This is a genomic window from Klebsiella sp. GW_Kp181, assembly GCF_040062315.1.
Classification (GTDB): domain Bacteria; phylum Pseudomonadota; class Gammaproteobacteria; order Enterobacterales; family Enterobacteriaceae; genus Klebsiella; species Klebsiella oxytoca.
The window spans coordinates 1-17,524 of record NZ_JBEAFR010000046.1 but is presented as its reverse complement, the minus strand read 5'-3'; the positions used below and the strand labels follow the sequence as shown (position 1 = coordinate 17,524).

Below are 17,524 nucleotides of genomic sequence, written 5' to 3'. Positions count from 1 at the left end.
ACCTTCCGCTACGCTTTAGAGGTAATTTATGAATCTTATCAGTATTCCCGCATTTCAGGACAACTACATCTGGGTTCTCTGTGAAGATAGCGGCCGCTGTCTGATAGTCGACCCGGGAGAAGCCGCGCCGGTGCTCGCCGCGATAGAACAAAACCGCTGGCAACCAGAAGCCATCTTCTTAACGCATCACCATCACGACCACGTTGGCGGCGTAAAACAACTACGTGAAAAATTCCCGGCAATAGCGGTTTACGGACCGGCAGAAACCCAGGATAAGGGAGCAACCTGCATCGTAAAGGACGGAGAAAGCCTGTCCGTTTTGGGCCGCGAATTTTCTATTTTTGCTACGCCAGGTCACACTTTAGGACACATCTGTTTCTACAGTAAACCTTATCTATTTTGTGGCGATACAATGTTTTCCGGCGGCTGCGGCAGACTCTTTGAAGGCACCCCGGACCAGATGTATCAATCATTTAACAAGATTAACGCCCTTCCTGATGAAACGTTAATATGTTGCGCACATGAGTACACTTTAGCAAATATGAAGTTTGCTATGAGCATCTTGCCCCATGATAAGGATATAAATGATTACTATCGCAAAGTTAATGAGTTACGCGCAAAAAAACAAAAGACACTACCCGTAACTCTGAAAAATGAGCGTCGTATAAATTTATTTTTACGTACAGATGATCATGATTTAATTGAAGAAATAAACAAAGAAACAAATTTGCAACACTCTGTTCAGAGATTTGCGTGGTTAAGGTCAAAGAAAGACGACTTCTGAGATTTAATTCTTGTCTTCGGGGGACTTCACCGTTATCCTTGCTCGTCTTTTAAGCAACTATTGACACACACATGAAGGCACGAGCGATTTTACTCGCCTCTGTCCTGCTGGTGGGGTGCCAGGCGTCTAAGAACGATGGCACCGTACAACAGCACGCACAGAGCCTTTCTGCAGCGAGTCAAGGGGAAGCAAGCAAGTTCACAAGTCGAGCGCGCTGGTTAGATGATGGAACCTTCTACGCGCAAGACCAGGATCTGTGGACTTCGATAGGCGACGAGCTAAAGATGGGAATTCCGGAAAACGTCCGGATTCGCGAACAAAAACAGAAGTATTTAAGAAATAAGAGCTATCTCCACGATGTAACTTTACGGGCAGAGCCGTATATGTACTGGATAGCCGGGCAAGTTAAGAAACGTAACATGCCGATGGAACTGGTATTACTACCCATAGTGGAGAGCGCTTTTGACCCGCACGCAACGTCTGGCGCCAATGCCGCAGGCATCTGGCAGATCATTCCGAGCACCGGGCGCAATTATGGTTTGAAACAGACCCGCAGTTACGATGCGCGTCGTGACATCGTTGCCTCAACCACGGCAGCGTTAAACATGATGCAACGTCTGAACAAAATGTTCGACGGCGACTGGTTGTTAACCGTTGCGGCGTATAACAGCGGCGAAGGCCGGGTCATGAAGGCGATCAAAGCGAACAAAGCGCGTGGTAAACCCACCGATTTCTGGTCGCTGTCTTTGCCGCATGAAACCAAAATATACGTACCGAAAATGCTGGCCCTGAGCGATATCCTCAAGAACAGCAAGCGCTACGGCGTGAGGCTGCCGACGGCAGACGAAAGCCGGGCTCTGGCGCGCGTACGTCTCGACAGCCCGGTTGAGATTTCACAGTTAGCCGATATGGCAGGAATGCCGGTCAGCAAACTGAAGACCTTCAATGCTGGCGTCAAAGGATCAACCCTGGGCGCGAATGGGCCAAACTACGTGCTGGTGCCGCAGAAGCACGCCGCACAGCTGCGCGAATCGTTGGCTTCCGGCGATATTGCAGCCGTGCAGCCGACGCTGCTGGCTGATAACAAGCCGTTAACCAGCCGTAGCTACAAGGTGCGTTCCGGCGATACGATTTCCGGCATTGCGTCGCGTCTCGGCGTATCAACCAAAGATCTGCAGCAGTGGAACGGTATTCGCGGTTCTAACCTGAAGGTTGGTCAGAATCTGGTGATTGGCGCAGGCAGCAGCGCCGAGCGTCTGGCTAACAACAGCGATAGCATCACTTATCGCGTGCGCAAAGGCGACTCCCTGTCGAGCATTGCGAAACGCCATGGCGTCAACATTCGTGATGTCATGCGCTGGAATAGCGATACCGGCAACCTGAAGCCCGGCGATCAGCTGACGCTGTTCGTGAAAAACAGCGACAGACCAGAATCCTGATGATTCATCAGGCATGATAAAGGCACCCATGCGGTGCCTTTTTTTATCCCGGCGTCAGGCCGCCTTGTGGGCCTCAAACATAATCGTATCGCTGGTGAACGAACCATCGTGCTGCAGGGCAAAATAGGCCTTAACCTCAGCCGATGCGCTCTCCTGATATAAGCGAATCGCTTCCGCCAGCGCCGCTGGCGTTCGCATGCGCGCAATCCATGAGCCAAACTCCAGCGGCAAGCGGTCGGTCAGCAGATGATTAATCACCAGACCCGCCTCACTCGTCATTGCCAGCCATTCGCCGCTGGAATAGTTGCGGACATGGGAAGTATCGCGCAGGGCCTCAACAGTCTGCAGCCAGACGTCGCGAACCGGATGACCGGGCGACATCACATCCATAATAATCATTACTCCGCCCGGCTTCAGCACTCGCTTCACTTCACGCAGCGCCAGACCGACATCGTGCCAGTGATGCGCAGAATAACGACTGATCGCTACATCAAAGCTGGCGTCAGCGAAAGGCAAAGACTCGGCATATCCCTGCTGAGTGGTAATATTAGCAAAACCTTTATCACGTGCGGCCTGAGCCACAACGTCCAGCATCTGGCTGGATAAATCATACGCCGTCACCTGTGCAACCTGCCCTGCCGCCGCAAAGCTGGCGTGGCCGGCGCCGCATCCCATATCCAGCACGTGCGCCTGAGGAAAATCCGCCAGCCTTTCGGCCAGACGTTGCAGATCGCGCCCGGAGGCGTGTACGGCGCTGGTCAGGTAGGCGCTGGCCTGTGAGCCAAACTGCATTTCTACATGGTCATGATGAGAGCGTGTTGTCATTGCATTGTCCTTCGGTTTTTTTGAGTAATAAAGGCAGCACCATACATACGCAGGCCTGCCCCGTGGCAGGCCTGACATACCTTAATTAATCAGGCTTGCCGGGACTGAATTCGACTAGTAGAGGGTTGTGGTCGGAGGCACGCGTCACCAGTACGGAAGCATCGTGTACGCTTAACCCACGATAGAAGACAAAATCAAGCGGGCGGCCAAACGTACGGCGACGCTGATCGTCAGAGAAGCGAACTTCGCGCAGCGACATTTCGCGCGCAAAGCGGTACAGGGCATTCATTCGCGGGCGGCTCCAGGCATTAAAGTCGCCTGCCATAATCACCGGCCCGCTGTGATGGGCGATCTGATCGCCAATCGGCAGCAGCTGCTTGCTGTAGACATCGACGCCAAGGCTGAAGTTAACCGCATGAATATTGACCACCATCAGCAGGCGGGAATCCGGTAACGGATACACCGTCACTAATGCCGACTTCGCCAACCGCAGGATAGGCTCGCGTTCACGCAGAGGACAACAGTAGATAGGATGCGCAGAGGCTAACGTCATCACGCCGGAAGGATGCTGGGGCAGCACCAGCGCCGGAACCTGATCCGCTGCAAGGTAGTTGGACGTGGCAAACTTCACTAATTCAGGTGTAGTTTGCGCTTCCTGTAACAACACCAGGTGCGCATCTTTACCAAAGTTGTTAAGAACTGATTTCCACTCGGCGCGCTGCTGCTTGAAGATGTTCCACACCAGTACGCGGATTTTTTCATCCGAACTTAACGGTACTCCCGCCGGAAAAGCCGGAGTCATGCCTGCAAACGACCCCGGAGGTAAAATTCTCTCCGCAGGCTGTCCGGCGACATAGCGCATGGCATAGGTATTCTTTCGCAATTTAGGCATCAAACCTCGATAACAGGAAACCAGCCCGACTGCGGCTGGTTCTTCTGTTATAGGGATTTTTGTAGACACTTTCAATGCAATTTGCCAGAAACCTTTAGCCTTCTACGCCAGGGCCGTTAGCGCGAAGCCCTGGCTTATCAAGCCGGCCGCTAATTCCGACCAGTAAGAGCGCCACCAGCACAATCAGAGCGCCGATCCAAGGCGTCTGGGCCAGACCATAATGCGCTACGATCTGCCCGCCAATCACCGAACCTAACGCAATGCCAATGTTAAATGCCGCAATATTCAGGCCAGAGGCAACGTCAACCGCGCCAGGAGTGTATTGCTCCGCGTTCTGCACCACGTACACCTGCAGTCCCGGAACGTTACCAAAAGCAAAGATCCCCATCACCAAAACCGTCGCCAGAGCAGCATGATGCACACTGGCCGTAAATTGAAAGATCGCCAGTAGCGCAGCCAGGGCGGCAAAAATCAGCTTCAGCGCGGGCACGGCGCCATGTTTATCCGCCAGCCTTCCGCCCCATACGTTACCTATCGCCACTGAAACACCGTAGCCCAGAAGGATCCAGCTGACGGCCGATGGGCTAAATCCGGCAAGATCCTGCATCATCGGCGCCAGGAAGGTAAATGCCGTAAATACGCCGCCATACCCCAGAGCAGTGATCGCGTAGATAATCAGTAAACGCGGATGGGTCAGAACCTTAAGCTGAGCGCGCAGACCCGCGCTGACGCGGCCCGGAATGTTACCAGGCACCAGAATAAGGCTGCTCATTAACGCGATTACGCCAAGAATAGACACGGCCAGGAATGTTTCACGCCAGCCAAAGTGTTGGCCAATGAAGGTGCCTAGCGGCACGCCGGTCACCAGCGCAACGGTTAACCCGCCGAACATCATCGCAATCGCCGAGGCCGCTTTCTCCTTCGCGACCAGGCTGGTCGCAATTGTCGAACCGATCGAAAAGAATACCCCATGCGCCAGCCCGGTCAGCAGGCGCGCCAGAACCAGAGTCTCGTAACCCGGCGCCTGCCATGCCAGCAGATTGCCAGCGGTAAACAGCGCCATTAACGCCAGCAGTAGCTGCTTACGCGGCATACGCCCGGTCAGCGCGGTGAGCACAGGAGCACCTATCGCTACGCCCAACGCATAGATAGAAACCAGCAGCCCTGCAGAGGGTAGCGAAATAGCTAGTTGCTCAGCAATGTCAGGCACCAGGCCCACAATGACAAATTCAGTCGTGCCAATCGCAAAGGCACCGATAGTTAAGGCAAGTAGCGCCAGCGGCATAATGTACTCCGTATCAACAGGATTAAGATGACACGTAGTATGAAGAGATGTTTTAATAACAAAAATAGCCAAAGTATCAATAGAATTTTGCCACAGGTGCAACAATGAGAGCTACCTCAGAAGAAATCGCCATTTTTGTCGCCGTGGTAGAGAGCGGCAGTTTTAGTCGCGCTGCCGAACAGCTTGGTCAGGCTAATTCCGCCGTCAGCCGGGCAGTAAAAAAGCTGGAGTCAAAGCTCGGCGTCAGCCTGCTTAACCGTACTACTCGCCAGCTAAGCCTGACCGAAGAGGGCGAGCGTTATTTCCGCCGAGTGCAGGTTGTGCTTCAGGAGATGGCCGCCGCCGAAAATGAGCTTCTGGAGAGCCGAACGACGCCAAGAGGATTACTTCGCGTTGATGCCGCGACGCCGGTGATATTGCATTTTCTGATGCCTTTGATCAGGCCCTTCCGTGAGCGCTACCCGGAAATGAGCCTTTCGCTGGTCTCGTCAGAGACCTTTATCAATCTGATTGAGCGGAAAGTGGACGTCGCGATCCGCGCCGGGACGCTAACCGATTCCAGCCTGCGCGCCCGGCCGCTGTTCAATAGCTACCGCAAAATTATCGCCTCGCCGGACTATCTTGCCCGGCACGGAACGCCGCAAAGCGTCGCCGAGCTAAAACATCATCAGTGCCTCGGCTTTAGCGAGCCCGTATCCCTGAATACCTGGCCAGTTTCCTGCTGCGATGGCCAACTGCTGGAAATCGAAAGCGAGATATCTTCCAATAGCGGGGAAACGCTCAAGCAGCTGTGTCTGGCCGGTAACGGTATAGCCTGTCTGTCGGACTATATGGTGGATAAAGAAATTGCTGAAGGGGAGTTTGTCGAACTGCTGGCTGACAAACGGCTGCCGATTGAAATGCCGTTTAGCGCGGTGTACTACAGCGACAGGGCGGTAAGCACGCGGATCAGGGCTTTTATCGACTTTCTTAGTGAGCATGTAAAACAGCTCCCGCAGGAGCTGTAAAAGGGTTGTAGAGTACAGAGGGGGTTAGCTTAATCCCATTCAGGCGCAAGACCTTCCGGGCTAACCAGACGATCGTGACAGTCCAGCGCGGCGATCGCCAGGCGATCGTCTTCATCAAGCTGCAGCTCCTGAGCTTTCAGGTTGCTTGCCAGGTTTTCGCGCCTGGTCGAAGATGGGATCACCGCATAGCCTTCACCCATTGCCCACGCGAGGATAATCTGCGCCGGAGAAGCATTGTGTTTCGCCGCAATCCGGGCAATGGCTTCATCTTTTAACGCTTTACCATAAGCCAGAGTCATATAAGAGGTAATGTGGATGCCATGCTCAGAGGCCCAATCGACGACCTTACGATTTTGCAAATAAGGTGACAGTTCAATCTGGTTGGTCGCGATATTCTCTACCCCAACGGCAGCAATGGCGCGCTCCATCAGCGGAATAGTGAAGTTAGAGATACCAATCTGGCGAGTCAATCCCTGGCGTTTCGCCTCCAGCAGAGCAGCCATATACTCTTCCACGGCAACCGCATCGTTTGGCGACGGCCAGTGGATCAGCGTGAGATCGACATATTCGGTACGCAGCTTCTGCAGACTCTCTTTCAGGCTTGCGATGAGCTTATCTTTGCTTAAATTTTCAATCCAGATCTTGGTGGTGATGAACAGTTCATCGCGCGCGACGCCGCTTTCTGCGATAGCCTGGCCCACGGCCGCTTCATTGTCATAGATTTGCGCGGTATCAATGGCGCGATAGCCCAGCTCAAGCGCTGTTTTTACAGATGCGATCACTACGTCATCTTTCAGACGGAAGGTCCCAAGACCAAATGCAGGGATTGTCATGATTTTCCTCATTATTTATCAATAGCGGTTAATGAGAAACATTATGACCAACGAGAGGAGCGAGAAAAAGATCGTTTAACGCAGAGGATTTTTGCTAAAACAGCAATAATCAAATGGCGGGCTGAAAAAATCCTGGGCCAACTTTTCCAGTCTGTTTTTACTCTACCGCAGCCGACATCCTACTACTGAGGGTTCGGTTTCACTTCTGTGCTATCCAGCAAAATAGCGTAGCGGCTTAGCAACTGCTTAAAATGAAAATCAATCTGCATTTGCAGCACCGGTGAGAGACTTCCGGCTCGTACCTGAGCCTCCAGTTGCCTGAGCTGTTCTTCCAGCGGCGGCGTCTGTAACAGCTGCCGGATGCTGAAAATTGCCGATTTCAACTCAGAAGCAGTCATATACCGCCCCTTGCGTTCATCCAGCGCATCCAGCCTTAGTGAAAGCTGCCGTAGCTTCGCCTGCGCCTGGGCATAGCGCTGTAATTCAGGCACCGCCAGCGCGCTGGCTTCCCGCTGCTTGCGCCACTCGGCCCTCATCGCCTTAATTTGCGAATTATTCGGCCAGCGGCTTTCAAGGGCCAGGAGCAGCGCCTCTTCCTGGCGCAGGGGCCACAGCGGCGGCAGGTCATTCAGCATCTTCAGCTGCGCGCGGGTCGTCGCCATTCCCTGCGCCCAGCTCAGCATCTTGTTGCCATCCCTCCCCGGCGCTGAGGGCAACGCCAACGCCAACACCGACGTCGCGGTCTGTGCCTCCCGTAGGCCCATTTCTGGCGGGTTCAGCCATGACCAACCCCAGAAACCGCAACCTCCCAGGCAAACCATCGTCAGCATCCCGGCGATAAAGCCGGGCCATACCCGCCGCTGGCGAGGACTCTCCGTAGTTTTCTTCAATAACAAGCTTTCGTCATGCTTTCGCAATGCCTGCGCTTCAGCGGTTTTTTTGGCCCCATTTTTTACATCTCTCGGCCAGGGGCGCTCCCTGGCGATTTTCTTCGCCGCCGTTTTTTCACCCTGCGGCGCCAGTCGCTCCAGGCGCATCGCCGCATTTCGCAACTGAACGGCCAGTTGCTCCAGTTTTGACATATGCCAGACCTCGCACCGCCGCAGCACGTTCTCTATTTCCGTCAGGTGCTGGCTGCAGTGGTTAATCTGCGCCAGATCCTGATACTGAAGATCCTGCGCGCGCAGCGCCTGCTTCATCTTCTCGGCAAGCCACGCCAGCAGCGCGATCCTTGAATGGACCTGCAGCGGCCAGAAATCTCCCCAGCGCTGGTTTATCAATGCCGCGAGGGCATCCAGAGCGTCCACCATTCCTGCTATCCCATACTGCCGGGTCCTCGCCAGCGCGTAACAGACCAGCGTTTGCAACTCCACGCCGTTTTGCCGAAACAGAGCCAGACTCAGGCTCTCTACCCTGCCCCAGTCCACATCCGGCCGCGCCGGATGCGTAAGTTTGCCTATTTCGGCCTGCAGTTCGCCGGCCTCCCGAAAGGTACAGGGATCGCCGCCCGTGCGGAACGGGCTGATAAATGAAGAGTGCGGCGTCTTCATATACGCTCCTGTTGCTGCAAATAATGCATAATCGCCCGGCAATAGTGAGTACATTGCATATTATGACTCCCTGAAAGAAGCCGCCGATCCTTTTCACTGCCCTGAGCTCGCGGCCATTCATGATTGAAATTAAACGTCGGCATTGGGTATAACGAAGCGATTTCCATACTATTTTTATCCTTTAGCGGAAACAGCCGCAGCTTGCTATTTATCTTCTCAATGGCGCGCGGTCAGGGTAAGCCGGGCAAAGTCTCTGTCGGCTTCTTATCGGCAGCGTATTTCGGCTTTGCAATAACGTCAGGATTGGCGCCTTTAATCTCAATACCGGGTGAGTTCTCAGTCTTTATATTGCGTATCACACAGTACTGCCGCCCGCGCAGGATCCATCGCCACCAGTGCCGCCAGCAGATTTTCCATTTTCCGCGCCAGATGGGCTTTATCTGCATAGCGGTGCGCCCGCAGGCGCAGCAGCTTCAGCTGTCGTGCCGTGACTTCGAAAATTAACGCCGGCTCCCATTGTGTCAACGTCAGCCCCTGCGCAGCGCCATGCAGCTCTTCCAGCAGCAGCAGCGCCATTTCGCTTTTACCGTACTGCTCCGCTATGCGAGCCATCAACAGACGCAACAGCAGACGCTGGCGTGCCGTGACGATCCCCGGACGGGACTGGAGCCAGCCCAGCGCAGCATCAACGCCCTCGCGGTCCGCCAGCGCCAGCGCCTCCGGTTCCAGCGCCAGCACATCGTTGTCCGGCTCTTCCGCCGGGGCCGTTGGCGTCCTGCTAAGCCAGTTCCCCTCCTCTTGCGGCAGCACCTGCCGGGTAATCCAACTGCGGGTCACCTCATCGGCAAACGGCGTGCCGTCGGTCCACGCCAGGCTCTCCAGCCCAGGTAAACGCTCAAGCAACAGCATCAGGTCCTGGCGGATAATTGCCGTCCACTTGTCCCACGGCGCGCCCGCTTTGCCCAGCGCCTGATACAAATACCATTGAATATCGAACCAGAAATGATTGACCCCGGCGCTGAACATCAGGTCGGCCTGTTCCAGCAGCTCGGTCCAGTTCTGTTGCGAATACAAACGTTTAAGCTGAGTACGTGACTCGCTACGCGGCGGAGCCAGCCGGGTTCTGCCGTCCACATCAGGCGGCAGTTCATGCACGGTGTCCCAGCGCATAGTTTTCATCAACCGATGCGCCGCCAGCCAGCCCTGCGGCTGCGCGTTCAGGTAGCGGGCCAGCGCTTTTGCCTGATCCAGCAGGTCGCGCCCGGAACTGATGGACTGTATCTGTAGCGAATTTGTCGGAGGTGAAGCGGTTGCCGCGCTGTTCTGCGGCACCACCGCGTTCATCCCGCCCGACTGCGCCAGCCGCGACTCCAGCGCCTGGATCAGCGGTATCAGGGACGGCGGCTGTTGCTCTTCCGGCCATGTAGAAAAAGAAGCGACCAGCAGATTGAGAGCCGCGACAATATTGGCAAAGTCTTCTTTTGCCACTTCCGGGTAACGCGCCAGGCTGTCGAGTATCTTTTCGCCAGTTAACCATTCCAGCGCCATTTTCCGGCCCGCCGGACGAGAGGGAAGCAGTTGCGTTCCGAAGCGCTGCACCAGTCCGGCCAGTAGGGCGAGACCTTCCGCTAATCCGCGTTCGCCGTCGCGGTGCAATCGCGCCCAGATATAGCAGGTGGCGATGCGTACATCTTTTGCCTGAGTGAGCAGCAGGGATTCCGCAAGCTGACAAATCAGAGCGGTATCCGCGCCGGAAAGCTTATTCAGCTCGTCGCGCATCAGCTGGAAATCGTCGTGGTAGACGGGGTCTCTCCCGACCGGAGACTCCGTCGTCACTGGCAGCAGCCACGTCTGCCACAGCGCCGCCTGTTGTTGCCCTGCCTCAAGCGCATTCCGTTCGGGAAAACAGCTGCGGGTTAACTGCTGCAGTAATTCACTCATTCGCATCGCCCCCTAACTTAGGCTATCGGTGATGATTTTTCCGGTCCGGAATATTTTCCCGGCAAGGGGAAGGCTTGCAGCACTATCGGCCATGACGGGTTTCGGGATGAATGGGGAACGGCAGTCGTAACACCCAGCGCACAGCGCATTCATCGCCGTCCCCGTTATTCCGTATCTAATTCCAGCACGATGCCGTCCTCTTGACTCCAGCCGAGCGCCAGCAGCCTGGGTTGCCGTCGCGCCGCCTGATTCGCCAGCAGCTGCTGGCTCAGTACAGGCAGAATCTGCTGGTTCAGTAAGCTGTCGATATTACGCGCCCCGGTATCCGGCAGCAGACAGGAGGAGGCCAGTTGATCGTAAAGACTGGCCCCGATCACCGTCTCCATACCGTAGTGTTCGTGCAGGCGGCGGCTCACTGCCGCCAGCTTCATTTCCACAATGAACCGCATCGCCTCCCACCCGAGAGGGCGATAAATTACCGTTTGGAAACGCGCCAGCAGCGCAGGCTGGAAGTGCTCCCGCAACAGCGGATACAGCAGTTCCTGCAGATCCAGATCCGTGGCCGCCGGCCTCTTTTCCAGCAGTTGTATAATGTGATCGCTTCCGAGATTAGCGGTCATCAGGATAATGGTGTTGCGAAAGTCGATTTCCCTGCCTTCCCCATCGCGCATAAAACCGCGATCGAACACCTGGTAAAAAAGGTTCATGACGTCGCGGTGCGCTTTTTCTACCTCGTCGAGCAGAACCAGACTATACGGACGTTTTCTGACGGCTTCCGTCAATACGCCGCCCTGGCCGAAGCCGACATAACCCGGCGGCGCCCCCTTAAGCTGAGAAACCGTATGCGGTTCCTGATACTCTGAGAGATTGATGGTAATAAGCGACTTTTCGCCGCCGAACAGCGCATCCGCCATCGCCAGCGCAGTTTCGGTCTTACCTGTGCCGCCAGGACCGGTCAGCAGAAATACGCCCTGCGGGCCATTTTCCGGCGTGAGTCCGGTTTTTGCTGCTCGCAACCGCTGCGCAATAGCCTTTAGCGCACCATCCTGGCCTACCACCCGCCTGGCGAGCATCTGTTCCATATTCAGCAGCTCGCTCTGCTCATCTTTCAGCAGCGAAGAGAGCGGTACGCCGGTCCAGTCAGCTACGACGGTAGCGACGGCCCGGGCATCCACATCCAGCGCCAGCAATGGCGTTAATCCCTGTTGCGATAGCAGCTGCTGTTGCAGTTGAGGTAGCCGATCACTGTCCGGACTTTCCCGGCGTAGCGCTATAATCTGCTGCACCAGCGCTTTTTCTTGTTGGTACTGATACTCCAGATGATCCGCCTTTTGCTGGAGTTGATCCCGCAGGTCGGCGAGCTCTGCCAGTCGAGCCTGCGCGGATGCAGGATAAAACGCGCGATCCTTTTCAAGCGCCTTCTGCTCAATATCCAGCGCGGCCAGATGTCCCTGAAGCTGAGTTAACGGCTCCGGCAGGGTGTCAAGACTCATCCGGACACGCGCCCCGGCAGTGTCCAGCAGATCTACCGCCTTGTCAGGCAACTGGCGTCCGGACAGATAACGCCGCGACAGACGTACCGCGGCCTGAATGGCGCTATCCTGGATGTGCACCCCATGGTGCTCCGCGTAGCGGGTCTTCAGCCCGCGCAGCATCAGGCAGGCCGTGTCGTCATCAGGCTCATCCACTTTGACCAATTGAAAACGGCGGTCCAGAGCGGCATCGCGCTCAAAATATTGTTTGTACTCGCTCCAGGTCGTCGCTGCGATAGTGCGTAGCTCACCGCGGGCCAAAGCAGGTTTCAGTAAATTAGCCGCATCTGCGCCGCCCGCAGGATTTCCCGCGCCGATGATAGTATGGGCTTCATCGATAAACAGCAGCACCGGCTCCGGCGATGCCTGCACCGCGTCGATGACGTTTTTTAGCCGCTGCTCGAATTCCCCCTTAACGCCAGCCCCTGCCTGTAGCAGCCCCAGATCCAGCGAGTGAATATGCACGATTTTCAGGCTATCCGGCACGTTGCCATCTACAATACGCAGCGCCAGCCCTTCCACCAGCGCGGTTTTGCCGACGCCAGGCTCGCCCACAAGCAGCGGATTGTTCTTGCGACGGCGCGACAGAATATCCACCATCTGGCGGATCTCAACATCGCGGCCAAACACCGGATCGATCTGGCCCATCCGGGCCTTTTCTGTAATATTCGAAGTGAAACGTTTAAGGACAGCTCGATGCGCATCATCTTGTCTATCATCCGCCGCAAGCGCAGAAGAATTTGTACTTATATCTTCCACCAGCGGTTCGCCTGCCTGCCTTTGCCGCACCGGACACTCTTCCGACTGCTCGTCCAGTAGCGCGCGCAGCCGCCCTAACTGGACGCGACCCACGCTCAACAACACCCACAGATCGTCGCAAGCCAGCAGTTCGGGCTTCTCCGTCAGCGCCATCAGCAAGTGCTGACTACGGATCTGCGGCTCGTTGCTCTCCAGCGAAGCGAACAACCATGCCTGCGTCATCAGCGCCGTCAGGCGTTTAGAAAGCTGCGGACGCTCACGTACCGAGCGTGGAAGCGTTTCAAGATGCCCCAGCAACGCTTGCCAGAGAATCTCCATATCCCACTCATAGCGCCGGGCAATGACGGTGATATCCCCTTCTCCCTGTTCCAGCAGCTTCAACAACCAGTGCTCAATAGTAATCTCGGCGTGAGCGCGGGTCTGGCACAGCGATGCGGCGGAGTCCAGCGCGCGGGCGCAGAACGGGTTGAGGCGGCGTAGCAGTGCAGCTGGCTGGTTTACGGTCATAGATATCCCTTCTTCAATGTAGTGATTTTTCCTTTACTGAATCCTGTTCAGGCACGCTACCGCCCGTAGCCGTAACCCTGTGCCTGGCAGGTTTCTGTCAGAATGTGATAGGGTTTGCCCCACCGGAAGGACCGGCTTATCAGCAAATACGCATAAAAAAGCAGACAGTTGCCTGTCTGCCGCGGTTATCAGGCCGAAGGACGTTCATTCCATGCATCGGAATGAATGATGTTTCCGTCCTTGTAGGTCCAGGTAATCTTTTCGTAACGGAATTCGATACGCTCCAGATGATTGTGCCTCTCGCGCGCAGGATCCTTAATGTCGTGCATCAGCGGAGCCACTCTGACCAGCTTGACGTTATCCAGCGTAATGTTGAAATACTCAACTTCCTGACCGGCGTCATTTATCCGGTAAAACTTGAACTCTGCCGTTTTCAGAGTCTGACCCGTCGTGACGGCCTTGTAGAGATACGGGCTGGATACGTCGATTTCCTTAGTGAAGGTAAATGGCTTATGGGTACGGGTGCCGGTCAGTTTGCCGGTATTGTTATCCGTCGGGATATACACATCGTGGTCCAGCGCCACGACCTCGATGCTGCCCTCACGTCCCTGTACGTCTACGGAACCTTTGATATCCGCGCCACCGTCATCTTTCAGCCAAAGGTAAGCAGGAATTGCCATGAGAATTACTCTCCTTGTTAGTGTGATTGAGGTACCGCCGCCTCCGACGGTATGTTCTGCTCCGCGTCCACCGTATTCTCTTCCGCACGCGTATTCAGGTCGCAAGCAGAAGAGAGCCCATCTGATACTTCCGTACCATCAACGTATCGTTGGGGAAACACAGGCGCAGGAATGGCATCTTTAGTTTTTTCAACGCCAGCACCGCGCTATCTAACGCCACAGCAGCCACTCCGAGGGAGGGCAGATGGCGAGTTGAGCAAAGCCATTATTACTGAAGGTTTCCCAACGAAATTGCCGCTGAGAGGAAGGTCGATCTCCTCAGCCCGCAGCAGACGAGAGATTTTCATCGCGCCTGTGGCTTACGATTTAGCCTTCGGCATTTGCGATACCAGCGACAGGCTGATATCCATTCCTTCAATCTGAAAATGCGGCACGGCATAAAGCCTGATACGGAAGAAGCCCGGATTGTCCTCAATATCTTCCACAACCACTTTTCCATCGCGCAGAGGATGCGATGCCTGAAGCGCATCACCAGGATCGGTCATTTCCGTCACCAGATTACGCAGCCAGGTATTAAGCTCCAGTTCCAGCAAACGTCGGTCTTTGGTGGTACCAATATTCTCGCGCTGAATAATCTTCAGATAGTGCGCAATTCGCGACAGCAGGAAGACATACGGCAGGCGGGCATTAATGCGGCTGTTAGCAGTGGCATCCGCCGTCTCATACAGCGCCGGTTTCTGTGCCGAGTTAGCCGAAAAGAAGCATGCGTAATCACGATTTTTGTAATAAGAGAGTGGAATAAATCCAAGGTTGGCAAATTCGAATTCACGGGTCTCCGGGATCATCACCTCCGAGGGGATCTTGATCTGATTGCCGGTACCGAGGTCGTAAAGATGGATCGGTAAATCGGTGACCGCTCCCCCCGCCTGCGGTCCGCGAATTTGTACGCACCAGCCGTTGTTAACAAAGCTTTTCACCATATTCGCCGCAAAGGCGAATGACGCGTTGGTCCAGAGATATTTTTCGTGATCGGGCCCTTTCACCTCTTCCACATAGTTGAAACTGCGGACGGGAATCGTATCCGGGCCATACGGCAGACGGCCAAGTACACGGGGCATTACAAGACCGATATAGCGGGAATCATCAGTGTCGCGAAAACTTTTCCATTTGATATATTCGGCACGATCGAAATAACTACCGATATCTTTTATGGCAGCCACCTCTTCCATTGAGTTTTTAAGGAAGAATTCAGGTCCGACAGAACCAATAAACGGCATATGCGAAGCCGCGGCCACACGAGAGATATTACGCAGCAACGCGATGTCCTGCGGGCTGTTATCAAACTCATAGCTGGAAATCACTGAGGCTATTGGCTCGCCGCCGGGAGTGTCATATTCCTGCACATAAGTGTGGTGATAAAGCCCGCTCTGGACAATTTCCGGCGCATCATCAAAGTCCTGACGTAAGTCTTCCTTGCTGACATCCAGAAGCTCAATTTTGGTATTCTTTCGAGGGTCGGTTCGCTGGACGAGAAACCACAGGCCGCGCCAGAGCGATTCGAGCGCCTGAAAGTCCGGGTGGTGCATCACGGTATCCAGCTGCTGGCTGATTTTTTGATCCAGCTCGCTGATATGAAAATCCAGCAGTGATTTATCTAACTTTTCAACATTTTTTCCGGATTTCGCCACGCAGGAAAGCAATACCTGGATGGCTGCAGAGACCCTCTCCTCCGTTGATGCTTCCGCCATTGCTTCACTATCCTGCCACTCTCCGAGTTGTTTCAGAGAAGAAACCGGCGTCAGGTGAATTTTTTTAAACAGAGACTGATAAACATTTTCTCTGGTCACAGCCTGCGCCTGCGCTACCGGTGCGTCATGTTCTTGTACAGACATCAGCATGCCCTCCTCTTCATTTCCTTGATGAACCGTATTTATTCCGGTCGTTGTCCATTACTTTTTTACGGTGCGAGTGCCGTTAGCTCTGCGCGTAGTTCACTACTCATCGCAGGATCTTTCATAATCTTTTCCAGTTCACGACGGAACTCGACGTTATCCAGCAAGTTGGCTTTGAGATCGCGTAGTAAATTACGCATAGAAATCAATGCACGAAGCGATGGGATATTGCGAGCAACCTGTTCTGGTTCAAAATCTTTGACGCTACCAAAGTTAAGTTTAATATTTTCTATCCGGGCCTCTCCTGACAGAGTGCTTTCGACCAGCAAATCGACCGTAGGTAAGAGTTCAGCCATTACGCTATCAAAATTGTTTTTATTGATATTTATTTTATTTCTTTCAGATAAAGACCGTTGTTCTTTTCCGTTACTAAAATCGCCTACCGCAAGTAACTTTAACGGTAACTCGCTTTTCTTTCCCGCCCCGCCAGTGTGAAGATCCAATTGAAGATTAACTCGAGATTTTGGCACCTCATTTTGAAAACTATTACCCATATTACTCCTCCTCAGGATATATACCCACCAGACGGTGAGCAAAAACAAAATATCACCTCACTAATACAAATTGCAATAATTGAAGATAGACGCACTACGGTCTCGATTAATATTATACTTGCAAAGAAGTCTTTATATCTCACAAAAAGCTCTCAACTAAAACAAACTTCAAAAACCTTCACAATTAAAAAATACCACTTAAAAAACAAAGGGATTAACTATGATTCATATGAATTTATAGTACTTCATCTCATTCTTAAAGTTCTTAACATGAAATTCAATGCTAGCTGACCACTCTGAAAAATATATTTTCACTCCATTAAATAATAACCATAAACGCTAATAAATGATAAAAATCACATTAATGAATCAGTTCATCATCGTAATATAATAAACATTTAAGCGAAATATATTCCCGGGATAGATATATCAAACGTTATTAAAATTTGAAAAGATAGTTTCATTTTAAATCATTCTGTATTAAATGAATAAAATGATGCAGCCTGATACCAAATAACAGCTTCGAGGACCGCGAATGTTCCGCCGGAAAGAGCTCCTGAAGCGGCGACAAAAAGTAAAAAGGCCGGAGAACATATCTGTGTTCTCCGGCCTTGCAAGCGGCGATCGTTGTACGATGACAGACACATTATGATTGGCTATCCGTCTGCCTGACAGACTGCCGGGTCTGTAATTTTTCAGCCCGCGTTAAGCGTTAAGCGTTAAGCGCTAAGCGCTAAGCGCTAAGCGTTAATGATAGATTGTCGTAGATGTAATCTGCAATTACTTTAGGTCCAACAACGATCTGCATACAAAAACAAAAAAACCGCAAGTCACGTCAATGACTTGCGGTTCTATGTGATAAGTGGCGGAACGGACGGGACTCGAACCCGCGACCCCCTGCGTGACAGGCAGGTATTCTAACCGACTGAACTACCGCTCCACCGAATACTTCTGTAACCACCGGATTTATGCACCGGCTTACTACTTAATTTGATGCCTGGCAGTTCCCTACTCTCACATGGGGAGACCCCACACTACCATCGG

General features: G+C 53.6%; 13 protein-coding genes and 1 tRNA gene. 3 read left to right on the top strand and 11 right to left on the bottom strand.

Annotated features, from left to right (window positions below):
- Positions 1-28: 28 nt before the first annotated feature.
- Both gloB and mltD read left to right on the top strand, forming a co-directional pair.
- The gene (gloB, locus tag ABLV11_RS09090) at positions 29-784 is read left to right on the top strand and encodes a hydroxyacylglutathione hydrolase (RefSeq protein ID WP_126488511.1); all 756 of its coding nucleotides are present in this window, start codon (positions 29-31) and stop codon (positions 782-784) included.
- Between the two features lie 71 nt (positions 785-855).
- Positions 856-2,223 carry a murein transglycosylase D gene (gene mltD, locus ABLV11_RS09085; protein WP_004099139.1) on the top strand — a complete coding sequence of 456 codons (1,368 nt, stop codon included), beginning with the start codon at positions 856-858 and terminating at the stop codon, positions 2,221-2,223.
- Between the two features lie 54 nt (positions 2,224-2,277).
- Here the strand turns inward: mltD and ABLV11_RS09080 are convergent, their stop codons facing one another.
- The 3 genes from ABLV11_RS09080 to ABLV11_RS09070 form a co-directional block, all read right to left on the bottom strand.
- Positions 2,278-3,048: a class I SAM-dependent methyltransferase gene (locus tag ABLV11_RS09080; RefSeq protein ID WP_004099138.1), complete on the bottom strand. Its 771-nt coding sequence runs from the start codon at positions 3,046-3,048 to the stop codon at positions 2,278-2,280.
- 85 nt (positions 3,049-3,133) lie between these two features.
- On the bottom strand, positions 3,134-3,931 hold the full coding sequence (locus ABLV11_RS09075; protein ID WP_024359141.1) for an endonuclease/exonuclease/phosphatase family protein: 798 nt from the start codon (positions 3,929-3,931) through the stop codon (positions 3,134-3,136).
- A gap of 103 nt (positions 3,932-4,034) precedes the next feature.
- Positions 4,035-5,225: an MFS transporter gene (locus tag ABLV11_RS09070; protein ID WP_126488509.1), complete on the bottom strand. Its 1,191-nt coding sequence runs from the start codon at positions 5,223-5,225 to the stop codon at positions 4,035-4,037.
- Between the two features lie 104 nt (positions 5,226-5,329).
- On the opposite strand from ABLV11_RS09070, the gene yafC reads away from it, so the two are divergent.
- Complete coding sequence (gene yafC / locus ABLV11_RS09065; protein ID WP_126488507.1) at positions 5,330-6,232, top strand: DNA-binding transcriptional regulator YafC; 903 nt, start codon at positions 5,330-5,332, stop codon at positions 6,230-6,232.
- Positions 6,233-6,261: 29 nt separating this feature from the next.
- On the opposite strand, the gene dkgB is transcribed toward yafC, so the two are convergent.
- The 8 genes from dkgB to ABLV11_RS09025 form a co-directional block, all read right to left on the bottom strand.
- A complete protein-coding gene (gene dkgB, locus ABLV11_RS09060; RefSeq protein WP_126488504.1) occupies positions 6,262-7,065 on the bottom strand; it encodes a 2,5-didehydrogluconate reductase DkgB in 804 nt (267 codons plus the stop codon).
- Positions 7,066-7,247: 182 nt separating this feature from the next.
- Positions 7,248-8,615: a VasL domain-containing protein gene (locus tag ABLV11_RS09055; RefSeq protein WP_126488502.1), complete on the bottom strand. Its 1,368-nt coding sequence runs from the start codon at positions 8,613-8,615 to the stop codon at positions 7,248-7,250.
- Between the two features lie 336 nt (positions 8,616-8,951).
- Positions 8,952-10,556 carry a type VI secretion system protein TssA gene (gene tssA, locus ABLV11_RS09050; RefSeq protein ID WP_126488500.1) on the bottom strand — a complete coding sequence of 535 codons (1,605 nt, stop codon included), beginning with the start codon at positions 10,554-10,556 and terminating at the stop codon, positions 8,952-8,954.
- Positions 10,557-10,720: 164 nt separating this feature from the next.
- Positions 10,721-13,354 carry a type VI secretion system ATPase TssH gene (tssH, locus tag ABLV11_RS09045; protein ID WP_126488498.1) on the bottom strand — a complete coding sequence of 878 codons (2,634 nt, stop codon included), beginning with the start codon at positions 13,352-13,354 and terminating at the stop codon, positions 10,721-10,723.
- A gap of 188 nt (positions 13,355-13,542) precedes the next feature.
- Positions 13,543-14,034 carry an Hcp family type VI secretion system effector gene (locus tag ABLV11_RS09040; RefSeq protein WP_004099111.1) on the bottom strand — a complete coding sequence of 164 codons (492 nt, stop codon included), beginning with the start codon at positions 14,032-14,034 and terminating at the stop codon, positions 13,543-13,545.
- 359 nt (positions 14,035-14,393) lie between these two features.
- Positions 14,394-15,926: a type VI secretion system contractile sheath large subunit gene (tssC, locus tag ABLV11_RS09035; protein WP_004099110.1), complete on the bottom strand. Its 1,533-nt coding sequence runs from the start codon at positions 15,924-15,926 to the stop codon at positions 14,394-14,396.
- 65 nt (positions 15,927-15,991) lie between these two features.
- A complete protein-coding gene (gene tssB, locus ABLV11_RS09030; RefSeq protein WP_004099108.1) occupies positions 15,992-16,480 on the bottom strand; it encodes a type VI secretion system contractile sheath small subunit in 489 nt (162 codons plus the stop codon).
- 863 nt (positions 16,481-17,343) lie between these two features.
- Positions 17,344-17,420: transfer RNA gene (locus ABLV11_RS09025), tRNA-Asp, on the bottom strand.
- Positions 17,421-17,524 lie beyond the last annotated feature (104 nt).

Coding starts and splice junctions, on each gene's coding strand:
- gloB (WP_126488511.1), top strand. CDS start 29: ATGAATCTTATCAGTATTCCCGCATTTCAGGACAACTACATCTGGGTT.
- mltD (WP_004099139.1), top strand. CDS start 856: ATGAAGGCACGAGCGATTTTACTCGCCTCTGTCCTGCTGGTGGGGTGC.
- ABLV11_RS09080 (WP_004099138.1), bottom strand. CDS start 3,048: ATGACAACACGCTCTCATCATGACCATGTAGAAATGCAGTTTGGCTCA.
- ABLV11_RS09070 (WP_126488509.1), bottom strand. CDS start 5,225: ATGCCGCTGGCGCTACTTGCCTTAACTATCGGTGCCTTTGCGATTGGC.
- yafC (WP_126488507.1), top strand. CDS start 5,330: ATGAGAGCTACCTCAGAAGAAATCGCCATTTTTGTCGCCGTGGTAGAG.
- dkgB (WP_126488504.1), bottom strand. CDS start 7,065: ATGACAATCCCTGCATTTGGTCTTGGGACCTTCCGTCTGAAAGATGAC.
- ABLV11_RS09055 (WP_126488502.1), bottom strand. CDS start 8,615: ATGAAGACGCCGCACTCTTCATTTATCAGCCCGTTCCGCACGGGCGGC.
- tssA (WP_126488500.1), bottom strand. CDS start 10,556: ATGAGTGAATTACTGCAGCAGTTAACCCGCAGCTGTTTTCCCGAACGG.
- tssH (WP_126488498.1), bottom strand. CDS start 13,354: ATGACCGTAAACCAGCCAGCTGCACTGCTACGCCGCCTCAACCCGTTC.
- ABLV11_RS09040 (WP_004099111.1), bottom strand. CDS start 14,034: ATGGCAATTCCTGCTTACCTTTGGCTGAAAGATGACGGTGGCGCGGAT.
- tssC (WP_004099110.1), bottom strand. CDS start 15,926: ATGTCTGTACAAGAACATGACGCACCGGTAGCGCAGGCGCAGGCTGTG.
- tssB (WP_004099108.1), bottom strand. CDS start 16,480: ATGGGTAATAGTTTTCAAAATGAGGTGCCAAAATCTCGAGTTAATCTT.